Raw genomic sequence first — 14,121 nt, forward strand, 5'->3', positions numbered from 1 at the left:
TACTTCAGATTACAAATGACAAATGACAAAAATTAATATTGAAGGGTGATGGTAATTTTGAATATGATTAGCTTAGCAATAGAGGAAGCAACGATTGCTCATCATGGGCAATTTAGGAAGTTAACAAATATACCCTATATAACACATCCTTATAATGTGGGAATGTATCTGGCACACTCGGGGTGTAGTGATGAAGTTATTTGTGCTGGAATTTTACATGATACTGTTGAAGATACGAACTTAACACTGGAAGATATTAAGAACAAATTTGGAAGTAAAGTAGCAAGTTATGTCGCTGGAAGTAGCGAGCCAAATAAAGAAAACTCTTGGGAAGAGAGAAAGCAACATACCATTGATTTTCTTAAAACGGCTCCAAAGGAAGTTTGTTTAATTGTTTGTGCTGACAAATTACATAACATAAGAAGCATCATTCAAGACGTGGATATGTCTGGTGAAAGCGTATGGCAGAAATTCAAAAGAGGAAAAGTTAAGCAAGAGTGGTATTACCGTGGAATTATTCAAAGCTTATCTTTACATATCAAACATGAAAATTTGTTTGTAGAGCTAGAAGAAGAAGTCAATAGATGTTTTGGAGACAACTAGTTTATAGGGCAGTCAAATAAAGTTTTATCAATTTAGGGAGAATGTGTTAAATGCAAAATTTAGAAAAACAAATACAAAGTGTCATATATAACTACTTTGGAAGCGTACCTTCAGAGATTTATAAACAAAATAATGGTTATAACAACACTACAAGACTAATTAACGTGAATGGAGAACAGTTCATACTTAGGGTATACCAAACCCACAATGATCATAAAAAGGTTGAGCTAGAGCATGAGGTTTTGTTGAAATTAAATAAAAAAAATTGGTTAACATTTCAAGTACCTGTACCTTTACTGTTACCTGACGGGAGGTCGTACCTAAAATTATTGGATGGATCTGAGAAGATCGCGTGTATTTATCGTTAAATAAAAGGAGAAAATCCAAACTTCACAGATCAAGACCTATTATTCTCATACGGACAAATCACTGGTAATTTGTTAAAAGCACTATCAGAACTACATCTCGAGCAACCGTTCGTTTACCGCCCTTATTACGAAATAGAACATTCACACCCAAAATGTCCAATACCAAAAGTAATACAATGGTGCATGTATTCACCAAAGGAGTTTGAGGATTACAAATTATCCTTAGAAAGTATTTTAGAGCAATTGTTGTTGTTTCAGGAGCAAGCACATCTATTGAAAAATCTCCCACATCAACTCATTCATGGTGACTTGAATGAGTCAAATGTCTTGGTCAATGAAAATAAGATAATTGCGTTTTTAGATTTTGAGTTCGTAACATATGATTTAAGAATAATGGAAGCCGCGGTTAGTATATCTGAACTTATCATAAAAGAACCAGTATTAGACCAGCTAAGGAGAAACCTTGAAAGATATATTTCAGGCCTTATATCGGTTCAGTCATATACTTTTGATGAGGTTCAATTCCTACCTTTATTAATTAAACTTAGACGGCTAGATGTGTTTATTCACTTTTTAGGACGTTTTATAGATGGAAAAGATCAGTCACATATTTTAAAAGAGCAAGTAGATAAAACAATAGAAAGCATAAAATGGATGAATGATCATGAAAATATGTTAATTGAAAAGTGGATATCTCAAATAAGTTAACGGTGCAACTTTCGAGTTCACTGTTTTTTTTATAAAAATATGGGTAATATAAAAATATTTAGTCGACAAGTTGTAATTATAGCTCCTTAATTCAAGGTGATTTATCTTTTTTAAGCGAGAAGTATAATAAGGGGGAAGAATAGAATGAAGCTTACACCTGAACAACGTGTAACTCTCCACGGATTTAATAATTTAACTAAATCACTTAGCTTTAATATGTACGATATATGTTATACACGTACAAAGGAAGAACGGGAGGCTTATATTGAGTATATAGATGAACAATATAATGCCGATAGACTAACTAAAATATTATCAAACGTATCCGATATTATTGGAGCACATATATTAAATGTTGCTAAACAAGATTATGTTCCCCAAGGGGCAAGTGTCACTGTATTAGTTTCTGAGGGACCTGTAGTAGAAGTTCCTACTGAATCTTTTGATGAATCACCGGGGCCATTACCTGATAATGTTGTGTTACAGCTAGATAAGAGTCATATAACGGTTCATACTTATCCAGAATATCACCCTGATGAAGGAATAAGTACCTTTAGAGCGGATATTGATGTATCTACTTGTGGAGAAATCTCACCGCTTAAAGCGTTAAATTACCTTATTCACTCTTTCGATACAGATATTATGACAATTGATTATCGCGTTAGGGGATTCACTCGAGATATTAATGGACATAAATTGTTTATTGATCACGAAATAAGTTCTATCCAAAATTATATTCCAGATGAAGTTAAGGAAGAGTTCGACATGATTGATGTTAATATTTATCAAGAACATACATTTCACACAAAATGCAGGTTAAAAGAATTTGATTTAAATAATTATTTATTTGGATATACCAAGGAAAAGTTATCAAAAGATGAAGCTGAAGAGATAACTGAAAGATTAAAATCCGAGATGGATGAAATTTTTTATGGGAAAAATATACAAACGCATTAAGCATATCATTGGGTTATGTTCAAATTCAGTTGAACATAACCCATTTTATTTTTCACCAACTCTAATGCTCGATTGTTACCCTTCGAGTGAGGTTTTCTTTTTCCCTCTCTAATTCAATAGATGAAACGATATAAGCAAATCCGTTCATTAGAAGAATAACAACATTTGTTTGAATTCGTTCGAAGTCGTTTAAATAAGTATTCATGATAATGATCACGGAATATAAAACAACAAAGAACAGAGCAATTTTATTAAGAATTTTCACTCTTTGACCTCCTTAAAGGATTCTTACTTTAAGCATATTAAAATATAGGCTGTCTTATGATTTGAACTAGCTTCTTTGTGAAAAATCTAACTTTTTTCATTACTATGAATAACAAATACATATTTTAAGAAAATAACAAATGACAATAGTCTGAATAAGGAGAAAAATAATGAAAAACAACAAGCAAATATATCTTTGGCTACTTGTTTCGTTTTTAATTCTTCAGTGTTGTGGTGTTACCTATGCTAGTGGGCAGAGTTTAGGCTTCGGCTGGTCTGATATTGGGCAACCAACTGATGAGGAGCTTCCTCAACCAAAAGGAGGCTCTGAAGCTGCTGAACGTATACGGAACCCAGTATCAAACATTGTTTTACAACAACGTTATCCCGACACTGTTATATTACGTGGACCTGTAGGTAAGAATCAAGTGGCCCTCACCTTTGATGATGGACCTGATCCAAGATTTACTCCACAGTTATTAGACGTATTAAAGAAGAATAATGTAAAGGCTACATTTTTCTTGATGGGAGCTAGGGCAGAAGCATTCCCTGATTTAGTGAAACGAATCCAAGCTGAGGGGCATATAATTGGTAACCATACATATTGGCATCCAAACCTAGTTGAACAAGGGGACTTAGCTACACTCGAAAGAGAAGTAACTCAAACAGAAAGAGTCCTTGAAGAGTTATTAGGATATCGTACTAAGCTTTTTCGAGCACCGTATGGTTTTTTATATAACGAACTAGTAGAAAAACTAGCACAGATGAATTACTCTGTAATAGGTTGGTCCGTTGATTCCTTAGATTGGCAAGAATCTGCTCCAGAAGTGATTACCTATACTATCACAAGTAATATTCATCCAGGAGCTATCATTCTAATGCATGATGGAGCTGAGTGGGACGGAGATCGAACAAATACTATAAAATCAGTAGAACAGCTTATACCAGTACTAAAACAACAAGGCTTAGAATTTGTTACAGTTCCTGAATTAGTAGATCTACCTTACCAGAAATAGAGATAAAATTTAGGGAGTTATCTAATACGCAGATAACTCTTTTTTTGCGCTCTCTCCTTACTATTTGATTGTGTTGAACTAGAAAACCTCAATATGGATATAGGATTATGTGGAATTTTCTATCTCAATTTGAATGTTGGATTTTAAGAGGATTGTTTGCACAAAATATTGTGATTCCTCGAACGCTAGTTCCCTAACATATCTTCATCAAATTCAGGTGAAACTATTAACAAAAGTGTCAAAGTTTAGGGTGAATGCGATGAAAATTTTATGTATTGACGGTGGGGGCATACGTGGAGTGTTTGCCATCTCTATTCTAAAACAAATTGAAAATGAATTAGGTGAGTGCATTAGCAACTATTTTGATGTGATTGCAGGAACCAGTACCGGTTCGATAATTGCTGCATCAATTACTATGAAAAGAAAAATGAGTGATGTGCTACAGAGTTATGAACAATATGGAAAAAAAATATTTATTCCGAAATCTAAGTTTGGGTTATTCAAGAGTATTTATAGCGATCAATATTTACGAAAGTACTTAAAAGAAGCATTTAGAGGTATCTCATTAGAAGATATTGACAAGCCACTTCTTATCCCAGCAGTAAATGCTTCAAATGGTAAACCATATGTTCATCGATCGAACTTTGGTCACCCTGAAAGTAAAGACTTATCTATTGAATTATGGGATGCTGTTCTCTCTTCATGCTCAGCACCTATTTATTTTCCACCCAATAATGTAAAAAATAACTATTTATCAATCGACGGCGGATTGTGGGCAAATAATCCTTCATTAGTTTGCATTACAGACGCTTTACATCATTTTAATGAAGACCTCAAAGATATTAAAATATTCTCTCTAGGAACTGGTATTCAAACAATTCATTATTCAATAGACCAAAATAAATACTGGGGACTAAAGAAGTGGCTTCCTTTTCATTTTCCCGAAATGAAGTTTACCCCGAAGCTAATAGATCTTGCTTTGAACTTATCTTCTGAATCCGTTACTTATCATTGCCAACAACTTTTAGGAAAAAATTATTTGCGTATTAATTGCGAATTAGGAAAAGAAATTCCCTTTGATGATATTGATTCTATTTTTCCACTTATTGAACTAGGAAAAGAGGTATTTACGGAAAAAAAAGAAGAAATAAAAAATTTTTTTCTAAGTGAATAAAAAATTAAATTTGAGTAAATTTTAAATTTGCGTTTAAAATATATTTCATATGGGAATAAGAATAAATGCAAGTTAAAATTGCAATTTTGGTTAGCAACATGCTAGGAGGAACAAAAATGGAACAAGGTAAAGTAAAATGGTTTAACAGCGAAAAGGGCTTCGGCTTTATTGAGCGTGAAGGTGGGGAAGATGTCTTTGTACATTTTTCCGCAATCGAAGGTGATGGGTATAAAAGCCTAGATGAGGGTCAAGAAGTTACTTTTGACATCGAAAATGGTCAACGTGGTCCACAAGCGACTAACGTTCGTAAAGTATAAAATAACGAAATAAAGATTATTTTATCTTACATCTGTAACTGAATTTAATCATTGAGTAAAATGCTGGTCTTAAATGACCGGCATTTTATTTTTGTCATTAAAATTGCAACTATTTAACCTCGAGTATTTGGGTGGTTGATTTGAATAATTTCTTGTAGATAAAGTGATAATAACTTTGTTCATATTCACACGAAACGAAGGAGGAAACACCAATGAAAAAAGAAGCCTTCCAACCAAAAGATACAGGTAAATTAACCAACTTTCACTATGCAACAGAAGAGGATCGTAGGGAAGAAGAAGTACTAACTGAAGATGGAACGGAAAATATCGAAAATGTCATAAAAAACGATTAAAAATACAAAGGCAGTAATCCAATAAAATTACTGCCTTTGTATTTTACTTATTTAAACTTGCCACTTCTGAAATGATTTCATAAGACTTTACTCTTGCTTGATGATCATAAACATGAGCAGTAATCATGATTTCGTCTGCCTGGGTTTCAGCTAAAAACCGTTGAAGTCCATGTTTAACTGTTTCTGGACCACCAATAATGGATGAACCTAGCTGTTGTTGGAGAGCTGCCTTTTCGTAATCGCTCCAAATTCCCTCCATACTATCAACAGGTGGTTGAAGCTTACCTGGTTTGTTACGAATTAAATTTAAAAACTGCTGTTGAAGAGAAGTTGCCAGTCTTTGTGCTTCCATATCTGTATCAGCAGCAATTACATTTGCTCCAACCATTGCATAAGGTTCACTTAGGACAGAAGAAGGTCTAAATTGATTTCGATATAGCTCTAAAGCTTGTAATGTGTAGTTTGGTGAAAAGTGACTAGCAAAAGCAAAAGGCAATCCTAATTGGGCAGCAAGTTGAGCACTGAATCCACTTGAGCCTAATAGCCAGATTGGAATGTCTAAACCTTCTCCTGGGACTGCTCGTACCCCCATTTCCCCAGAACGTAGAGAAGGGTCAAAATAACTTCTTAGCTCCGCTAATTGTTCAGGAAAATCTTGACCATCACTTCTTCTGTCTCTTCTCAAGGCTTGAGCAGTTAGTTGATCAGTACCTGGAGCTCGTCCCAAACCTAAATCAATTCGCCCCGGGAAAAGTGATTCTAATGTTCCAAAGTGTTCTGCAATCACTAATGGTGCATGATTGGGAAGCATAATCCCACCAGAACCAACCCTGATTGTTGCCGTTCCGGCTGCAACATGACCAATAACCACAGATGTTGCTGAACTTGCAATACCGGGCATATTATGATGTTCTGCTAACCAAAATCGTGTATATCCCAATTTTTCTGCATTTTGGGCAAGATCAAGTGTGTTTTTTAATGCTTGAGAAGCGTTACCACCTTCAACTATTGGTGCTAAGTCCAGTACAGAAAGTGATATATCTTGTAATGATTTACCATGTTTATTTTGAGACATTATTTCATCTTCTTTCTTTATTATTTTATAACTAATATGAATATTTTTGTAAGATACATTATTATTTTAACAACAGAGTTAATAAGCTCAAAACATAATGCTTAATTAGATAATCAGTTTATTTTCTTCCACGTAAAGAAGGCTATACATAAAAGATTCTCAATACACATTTCAAATTATATATGAAAGGTTGATTGTTAATGACAAACAAACTTCCACCAGGACAATTTGAAACTGATACTTGGCCAATCCTCCATCAGGGTGATATTTATTTATTCAATCAAGAGCATTGGGGATTCAAGCTTTTTGGTGAAGTTGATAAAGAAGTGATCCTAACTTTCAAAGAATTTTCAAGCTTACCTAAAGTAATATCAACGATTGATATGCATTGTGTAACAACATGGTCAAAGTTTGGAACGTTTTTTCAAGGAGTTCCTTTCCGCGAATTAGTAAGCTTGGTGAACTTAAATGGAGGTGTAGAATATGTAAAAATATATGGGTATTATAATGGTGATATGTTTGGATATTCTGCAAATTTGCCTTTAAATTCTCTTTTAGGTGATGATGCCTTATTTGTCGATAAATGGGGTGACAGCGAAAGTCAATTACAGGACATCACCCCAAAGCATGGCTTTCCGTTTCGCTTTATACCCCCAGCAAGCTTTTATTTATGGAAGGGTACAAAGTGGGTATCAGGGATCAAATTTATGAGAGAAGATGAGGCTGGATTTTGGGAAGAGATGGGATATTCGATGACTGCTAATCCATATAAAGAAGAGCGCTATCGTTAAGTAACATCAGAGTACTAGCTATTCCATTCATTATAAACAAAAAATGCGCTAATTTTAGCAGTGATTTGTACTTCTCTAGGTTGAACCTGCGTGCTTTGTTCAGCTTGGAAAGAGTAGACTGGCTGATCGAACGGGATCACCTGTTGATCTTGTTCAATTATTTTTATAGGAATTAAGTTAACTGAAACTCTCAAATATTTAGCTAATTTGACTGCCTTTGCCTGTGCATTTTTTAATGCGTTCTCAAGTGCCTGATGGTAATGAAGACTTGGGTTATCGACTTTATAATTCAAACTCTTACTGATATTTGCACCTGCGTTAATTGCAATATCATAAATTGAACCAACAGATTCGATGTCCTTTACAGTTATTTCCAACAGATGTGTAACTTGAAATCCTTGGTTAATTGATTTGCCATCTATATATTGAACAATAGGCTGAATTAAATAATTAATCGTTTGAATATTTCTATCCAAAACACCAAAAGTTTTTAGGGTTTCGAGAACTTTTGTTGTCCTACTTGCATTTTCCTGCTGCGCGGCTACAACACTTTTATTCTCTGTCATGATTCCAATTGTAACTGTAGCCAAATCGGGCATAATTGATAATTTCCCTTCTCCTTCTAGTTTTATTACATTTTTTAGCTCCATATTATTCGGGCTGATTCTTGCAAATGAGACTGGGGGTTCATAATAACTCATTACTAAAATCTCCTTTTTCTAATTCAAAATCGTTACTGGTGTTCCTACTGGGATTATTCCAGTGAGTTCCTCAACGTCTTTATTATGCATTCTAATACATCCTCTAGAAACAAATTTACCAATAGAGGAAGGATTATTTGTTCCATGTATACCATAATGTTTTTTAGAAATGCTCATCCACATCGTTCCGTATACCCCACCTGGATTTGGTGCTTTATTAATAATGATAAAATTACCGATTGGTGTAGGATGTTCATCTCGGCCAACAGCGATGGGATATGATTGTAATATTGTTCCATTCTTTCGTAGTGTTAATTTTCTTTCACTTAACTTTATAAAGATTGAATACGATAAGGTTTCAATAGGAGGAAAGCCTGGAATTGTTATTTTTTGTCCTACATATAACTGATTAGGATTTAATGTTGGATTCGCCTTAATGATTGAATCTATAGGTAAACGATAATCTTCCGCAATCGACCAAAGCATCTCACCAGCTTTGACTGTATGAATCAATTTCTACTCAGCTCTTTTCTGTACATTTTTGATAGTATATGTGGTTTCTATTCAGAAGTTTAAGGATGATTAAGCAAATTCTTAGTTAAACCTTTATTTTTAAGCTATATTACTATTAGTACTTAAATAATAGGAGATATCGAATAAAAAATGAAACTAATATCTTGGAATGTCAATGGTTTAAGGGCATGTGTACGCAAGGGATTTTTGGATTACTTTAAAGAGATGGATGCAGACGTATTCTGCATCCAAGAAACTAAGCTACAAGAGGGACAAATCGAACTAGAACTCAATGGTTACCATCAATATTGGAACTATGCTACTACAAAGAAGGGATACTCCGGGACTGCTGTTTTCAGTAAGCTGAAACCATTAACAGTCTCATATGGGATAGGATCATTGGAAGATGAACCAGAAGGAAGGATCATAACACTTGAATATGAAAGCTACTTTCTAGTTAACGTATATACTCCTAATTCTCAGAGAGACTTGGCAAGAATCGACTTTCGATTAACTTGGGAAGAACAAATTAGAGCATATTTACTTGAGTTGGATAAAATAAAACCTGTTGTTCTTTGCGGTGATTTAAATGTGGCTCATCAAGAAATTGATCTTAGAAATCCTAAACCAAATAAAGGAAATTCTGGGTTCACAGATGAAGAAAGAGAAAAAATGTCAAAGTTGCTTGAAAGTGGGTTTGTGGATTCATTTCGACATCTTTATCCTGATAAAACAGAAGCGTATACATGGTGGTCATACATGAGCAAAGTTCGCGAACGTAATATTGGCTGGAGAATTGATTATTTTATTTTATCAGAGTGTTTAAAAGAGGATTTAGTAAATTCAGAGATTCACTCGCATGTATTGGGCAGTGATCATTGTCCAGTTGTTATTGAAATTGCATTTAAGTAAAATGTTTTTACTCAACAGTTATTAGGCAATAATAGAAGTTATGATATTAAATTTTTATAAGAGGAGACTATTAATATGTTAAAGGAACCACTTCATAACTATCTCTCAACGTACGATGAAAGTAATTCAGATGTGATTGGAATTTTCAAAGAAGAAGATGCTTACTTGAAAAGACTTGAAATTAAGGACAAATATACTTTTATTATCATTGAAAATAGTTCAATTAAAAAGTTTAAAGATGCTTATATTGAACTTTGTGATAAAGAGAGTGAGAACGTAGTCTCAACAGAAGGAGGAGAATTCCTAGAACAATCCCTTCAATATCTTAAAGTAAACAAAAACCTTTTTGTTTACCTAGAATCAAACTGGTTTGACGTTATAGGAGTCGATTCTGTATCTCTTGAACTAGATGATGTTTTTGGTCATTTTGATTTTATGTTAGGTTTCAAGGTTCAAAAGAAACATGAACAATTAATAAAAACGTTTCTAAACCAAGAAATCAATGAAAGTACTTATGATTTAATGTTTAGTCAAGAAGATGGTTTATGGAGTCTTAATATTGAATTAAATGGAATGGAAGAGTTTAATGAAAATATGTCAATTGCAGAAGCATATAACCTTTTATATAGAACAATTTTTAGATTAAAAGAATTTATCGAGGATCAAATATCTCACTGATTCATAACTAATTGATAGAACTCATAACAATATCAAAACAATTTTACTTGCTCCTGTTCAGCAGAATATTACAAGCAGCTGGTACAGGGGCGGTAGGACTTGCTCTATTATTTTTATGTATTAATACAAAGATAATTCATAATTTTTAGATTATTATACTAGCATTTTTGTTTGACTCTGTGTATTATGAGTGATAGCATAGTGCTAGCACTTGATATCACTTTAATATCAGTTTGATAGGAGGGACAAAATGAACGAAGAGAGAATTCAACTTAATGTTAGGATTAGTAAAGAAACATCTGAACAACTTGATGAAATTGTCGAATATTACCAAGAGAATACTAAGGTTGGTAGAATCTATAAAGGTGATGTGCTAACTGACATAATTCAAAAATCATTTGATATTATGCAAAAGCAGAAAAACATTAATAAAAGATCCTATTAATCTAGTATTGGAGGGAGACCATGTTTTACACAACGATAGTACCTCGTGTATCAGAAACGGATGGCGTTGGTCATATAAATAACACAACCATTCCAATATGGTTCGAAGCAGGCAGAAATGAAATTTTCAAACTTTTCACACCTGATTGTTCCTTCGAAAACTGGAGGATGATTATCCTACATATGGATATTGATTTCCTTCAACAAATTTATTTTGGTAGAGATATAGTTGTACATACTTGGGTTAAAAAGATTGGAAATTCTAGTTTAGAACTTTATGAAGAACTTTACCAAGCTAACGTTTTATGTGCTAAAGGAACGGTTGTATATGTGAACTTCAATAAGAGTACTCAGCAATCAGAGATTATTCCAGATGATATTAGAATTCAATTAGAACAGCATTTATATAGTAAATAATATAGGAAGACGTCATTGCAAAAATATAAAGGCAACGATGTCTCCTACGTTAATATATTCTATTACTTTGATCCTCTTCGAAAAGTGATAGGATAAACGGCTTTAGATCCATGATTCTCAGCTTGTCTGGTATCTTATCTGTTCCAGAAATAATAAGCGCTGCTAACGTATCGTTTTTATGAAGACCACCATGCTCACCACCACCATTATGAACAGGCGTCGTTTCAGAATAAACAACATACCCTGGTTTAGCAGTAACGACGATAGAATCTTGTTGACTAAGTAATGCACTATGTAGTTGATTTAGGGCATCAGGATAGTCATTATATTTTATTTCAGTGTTTTCTTCATCAATGCTTAAATTAAGTACACCCTTATTTCCTTTTATGGACCATGACTGTTTATATTTATCTTTCCACTTACCGTGCTTTTTGAAAGAGAAGGTATCGTTGTTATCTGAACTCCATACATGGATCCAATCATCCTTGTCGATAAATGCAGAAATGGCCATTCTTGAATCAGTTACAGCTGACTTTGCAATCTCAGCTTTATTAACTTTTTTTGAAGAGATAAATATAAAAGCCATCCGATGGTTGTTAGCGATTACAAGTTCTCCATTGGATGGTTTTTCACTAAAACCCGCAACATTGTATGATTCAAATAGCTTGTAAAGATTTATTTTTGTTTGTTTTTCGTCTTCGACTAATTTGTCCTGTCCGTGGTCACCAAATAAAATAAAAACAGTTTGATCCAATGCATCTTCCCATGATCCGTAACTATCTAAGAGATGTTGAAGATGCTTTTCTACTTCTTTAAATCCGCTTACATTTTCTGGTCCATTCTTATGTGTTTTTTTATCCATCTCCGGGAAAAAGGCAAGTGTAAATTGTGGTTGTTTATTTATAGACTTAAGCTTTAATATTACATCTGAAGCATAATTATCATTAAAACCAGCACGCTGTACAAATGTGTCAGGTAGAATTTGCTTTTTTAATTCATCAGGATGATGAAACATTCCAAAAGCAAAGGTATCTGAACTAATTGTTTTTAATGTTTTTGGCGTACCAATTACTTGACTTAGAATAGGAGGAATAGTGAGTTCATGCTCAGATTTCCCTCTGTGAAGTAAGAGATTAATGCTACCCGTCGTGATTCCCTTTTGTTGTAGCTCATCAAAAATTGTTGTTTGTTTTTTATTTAGATGCACATTGTTCAAATTGTACATAGCATCAATAATGGTCTGATTTATTCCTACTTTACGAAGGGTTTCAAAGGAAGTACCATAATCAACAAGCCTATCCTCTTCCTTATCGTACCAAGTCAGCCCAGGAATATGGTGATCTCTAGGCATCTTTCCAGTAATTAAGCTTGCTTCGATTGATACAGACATTGAAGGAAAAGGAGCAACTAGGTCTGGGTATATTCTGCCATGATCAATTAGAAATTGTAGTGCTGGAAAATCTCCTGTTTTCAAGCTTTCTTCTACAAGATTTGAAGTCATTGAATCAATCATAATCATAACAACATTTTTATGCAGTTGACTCTTCGTTTCGAATTGACCACTACTATTATTTTGACAACCTGAAAAAAAACAAAAAGCTACGAGTAAAAGTAATAACCATTTTTTACTCATAAAGACCTCCTAGTAAGAGTGAAAGTCTGGTCGAGATAAGACTAAACATAAAGTATTTTATATTATTGTTCTAACTAGAAGGATTTATGAATAATAAAAAGAATTAAAAATAAAGCATGAATCTTATTTATTTGGAAATTATGTTGATAGGTAGTTTAATTATACTAACTGAAGTATCAGACTAAAATTGAGAGGATGTTTTCAAATGGATAAGATCGAAGTTGGAGAAGTCTTTACCATAACAGACGAAAATGACAATGAACAAGAAGTTGAAGTATTAGCTTCAATGACTGTAGAAGGAAGCGATTACGTTGCTATTGCTTTTGCTGAAGATGTTGAAGTTGAAACGGAAGATGATATTGATATTTTCTTCTTAAAGGTTGAAGATGAAGGCGAATTTTCTTATATTGAAAATGATGATGAGTTCGAAAAAGTTTCAGCAGCTTTTGCAAGTGTGATGGACGAGGAAGAAGAATAAAACAAATATGAGAGGACTATCCTCTCATACCTTTATTAAAGAAAGGATGTTTCTTTATGTTTGATGAAGTAAGTAATTCCCTCCAAACGGCGTTGAAGGATTGGGGTATGATGCAAAAAACAAGTGGAGATGAAGGTGCAGATTGGGCTGAAAGATTTGAAAGGAATTTTTATATGTTTGTTTCTCATTTTCGCGAATGGTTCAATCAACAAAATCCTAGAGCAAATACAATTGAAGAAGCTGAAACATTGAAAGAAGTACAAGACATAAAGCAACAGCTACCTGGGCCACTTCAACTAAACTTTCAAATTGAACTCGAGGAAATTGTCGAGGAAATAGAAACAAAGCGGTTTGACTAAATATTAAGTAAAAGAGAATCTTAACTTTATAGACTTAAAGAATATTAAAACTTATATACATAGATGTTTTTAAAATATTTAATTTATAATTAATAGAAATATAGAAAAACTAAAGCATTTATTTGTACGCTCTTCATGTGTGGAATGGAGGAGAGGCACTTGACTCCTGCGGGATGCACCAGGCAGCGCAAAAGTGAGATCCCGCAGGAACTTAGGAAGCGACGAGGGGGCTAACCGCATGCCCCGCGGTACCCCGCGAGTGAACTGCAGCGAATGGAATTCCGAGACTGATTTGTCTAGCTTCAGGGGAGACACCCATGCTAAATAAGTATTTCGCACCATGGGGTATGAAAAAATGTT

20 protein-coding genes are annotated in these 14,121 nt (G+C 33.8%); 15 read left to right on the forward strand and 5 right to left on the reverse strand.

The window, feature by feature from the left end; all coding sequences use genetic code 11:
- Positions 1–63: 63 nt before the first annotated feature.
- The 4 genes from BK579_RS14310 (at position 64) to speD (ending at position 2,636) form a co-directional block, all read left to right on the forward strand.
- Positions 64–603 (forward strand): HD domain-containing protein, encoded by a 540-nt coding sequence (locus tag BK579_RS14310; protein WP_139365195.1) that lies wholly within the window; start codon positions 64–66, stop codon positions 601–603.
- 50 nt (positions 604–653) lie between these two features.
- Positions 654–971, forward strand: a complete 318-nt coding sequence (locus BK579_RS14315) for a protein kinase family protein (RefSeq protein ID WP_078546547.1) — start codon at positions 654–656, stop codon at positions 969–971.
- 69 nt (positions 972–1,040) lie between these two features.
- On the forward strand, positions 1,041–1,679 hold the full coding sequence (locus BK579_RS14320) for a phosphotransferase (RefSeq protein WP_204524718.1): 639 nt from the start codon (positions 1,041–1,043) through the stop codon (positions 1,677–1,679).
- Positions 1,680–1,823: 144 nt separating this feature from the next.
- Positions 1,824–2,636, forward strand: coding sequence for an adenosylmethionine decarboxylase (speD, locus tag BK579_RS14325; RefSeq protein WP_078546551.1), 813 nt, complete (start codon positions 1,824–1,826; stop codon positions 2,634–2,636).
- A 61-nt stretch (positions 2,637–2,697) separates the two neighbouring features.
- Here speD and BK579_RS14330 read toward each other — a convergent pair whose 3' ends face one another.
- The gene (locus BK579_RS14330; protein ID WP_078546553.1) at positions 2,698–2,901 is read right to left on the reverse strand and encodes a hypothetical protein; all 204 of its coding nucleotides are present in this window, start codon (positions 2,899–2,901) and stop codon (positions 2,698–2,700) included.
- Between the two features lie 169 nt (positions 2,902–3,070).
- Between BK579_RS14330 and BK579_RS14335 the strand changes: the two genes are divergently transcribed.
- The 4 genes from BK579_RS14335 to BK579_RS25650 all read left to right on the forward strand — a co-directional run bounded on the left by BK579_RS14335 (position 3,071) and on the right by BK579_RS25650 (position 5,760).
- Positions 3,071–3,916, forward strand: a complete 846-nt coding sequence (locus BK579_RS14335) for a polysaccharide deacetylase family protein (RefSeq protein ID WP_078546555.1) — start codon at positions 3,071–3,073, stop codon at positions 3,914–3,916.
- 259 nt (positions 3,917–4,175) lie between these two features.
- Positions 4,176–5,090: a CBASS cGAMP-activated phospholipase gene (locus BK579_RS14340; RefSeq protein WP_078546557.1), complete on the forward strand. Its 915-nt coding sequence runs from the start codon at positions 4,176–4,178 to the stop codon at positions 5,088–5,090.
- Between the two features lie 116 nt (positions 5,091–5,206).
- Positions 5,207–5,407, forward strand: a complete 201-nt coding sequence (locus BK579_RS14345; protein ID WP_078546559.1) for a cold-shock protein — start codon at positions 5,207–5,209, stop codon at positions 5,405–5,407.
- A 212-nt stretch (positions 5,408–5,619) separates the two neighbouring features.
- Positions 5,620–5,760: a hypothetical protein gene (locus tag BK579_RS25650; RefSeq protein WP_169891148.1), complete on the forward strand. Its 141-nt coding sequence runs from the start codon at positions 5,620–5,622 to the stop codon at positions 5,758–5,760.
- Positions 5,761–5,803: 43 nt separating this feature from the next.
- On the opposite strand, the gene BK579_RS14350 is transcribed toward BK579_RS25650, so the two are convergent.
- Positions 5,804–6,835 (reverse strand): LLM class flavin-dependent oxidoreductase, encoded by a 1,032-nt coding sequence (locus BK579_RS14350; protein ID WP_078546561.1) that lies wholly within the window; start codon positions 6,833–6,835, stop codon positions 5,804–5,806.
- 200 nt (positions 6,836–7,035) lie between these two features.
- Here BK579_RS14350 and BK579_RS14355 point away from each other — a divergent pair, with 200 nt between their 5' ends.
- On the forward strand, positions 7,036–7,626 hold the full coding sequence (locus BK579_RS14355) for a molybdopterin-dependent oxidoreductase (protein WP_078546563.1): 591 nt from the start codon (positions 7,036–7,038) through the stop codon (positions 7,624–7,626).
- Between the two features lie 14 nt (positions 7,627–7,640).
- Here BK579_RS14355 and BK579_RS14360 read toward each other — a convergent pair whose 3' ends face one another.
- Both BK579_RS14360 and BK579_RS14365 read right to left on the reverse strand, forming a co-directional pair.
- The gene (locus BK579_RS14360; RefSeq protein ID WP_078546565.1) at positions 7,641–8,327 is read right to left on the reverse strand and encodes an SIMPL domain-containing protein; all 687 of its coding nucleotides are present in this window, start codon (positions 8,325–8,327) and stop codon (positions 7,641–7,643) included.
- Positions 8,328–8,345: 18 nt separating this feature from the next.
- Entirely contained in the window at positions 8,346–8,840 is a 495-nt protein-coding gene (locus BK579_RS14365) for a L,D-transpeptidase family protein (protein WP_078546567.1), read from the reverse strand.
- A gap of 150 nt (positions 8,841–8,990) precedes the next feature.
- Between BK579_RS14365 and BK579_RS14370 the strand changes: the two genes are divergently transcribed.
- The 4 genes from BK579_RS14370 (at position 8,991) to BK579_RS14385 (ending at position 11,291) form a co-directional block, all read left to right on the forward strand.
- Entirely contained in the window at positions 8,991–9,752 is a 762-nt protein-coding gene (locus tag BK579_RS14370; protein ID WP_078546569.1) for an exodeoxyribonuclease III, read from the forward strand.
- A gap of 75 nt (positions 9,753–9,827) precedes the next feature.
- A complete protein-coding gene (locus tag BK579_RS14375) occupies positions 9,828–10,430 on the forward strand; it encodes a branched-chain amino acid aminotransferase (protein ID WP_235848431.1) in 603 nt (200 codons plus the stop codon).
- Positions 10,431–10,680: 250 nt separating this feature from the next.
- Positions 10,681–10,875: a hypothetical protein gene (locus tag BK579_RS14380; RefSeq protein WP_078546571.1), complete on the forward strand. Its 195-nt coding sequence runs from the start codon at positions 10,681–10,683 to the stop codon at positions 10,873–10,875.
- Between the two features lie 20 nt (positions 10,876–10,895).
- Complete coding sequence (locus BK579_RS14385) at positions 10,896–11,291, forward strand: acyl-CoA thioesterase (protein WP_078546573.1); 396 nt, start codon at positions 10,896–10,898, stop codon at positions 11,289–11,291.
- 49 nt (positions 11,292–11,340) lie between these two features.
- Here the strand turns inward: BK579_RS14385 and BK579_RS14390 are convergent, their stop codons facing one another.
- Entirely contained in the window at positions 11,341–12,924 is a 1,584-nt protein-coding gene (locus BK579_RS14390) for an alkaline phosphatase family protein (RefSeq protein WP_078546575.1), read from the reverse strand.
- Positions 12,925–13,129: 205 nt separating this feature from the next.
- Between BK579_RS14390 and BK579_RS14395 the strand changes: the two genes are divergently transcribed.
- Both BK579_RS14395 and BK579_RS14400 read left to right on the forward strand, forming a co-directional pair.
- Entirely contained in the window at positions 13,130–13,402 is a 273-nt protein-coding gene (locus BK579_RS14395) for a DUF1292 domain-containing protein (RefSeq protein WP_078546577.1), read from the forward strand.
- 56 nt (positions 13,403–13,458) lie between these two features.
- A complete protein-coding gene (locus tag BK579_RS14400) occupies positions 13,459–13,761 on the forward strand; it encodes a hypothetical protein (protein ID WP_078546579.1) in 303 nt (100 codons plus the stop codon).
- The last annotated feature ends 360 nt before the right edge of the window (positions 13,762–14,121 follow it).

Origin of the sequence: Litchfieldia alkalitelluris (genome assembly GCF_002019645.1) — a bacterium.
Lineage (GTDB): Bacteria > Bacillota > Bacilli > Bacillales > Bacillaceae_L > Litchfieldia > Litchfieldia alkalitelluris.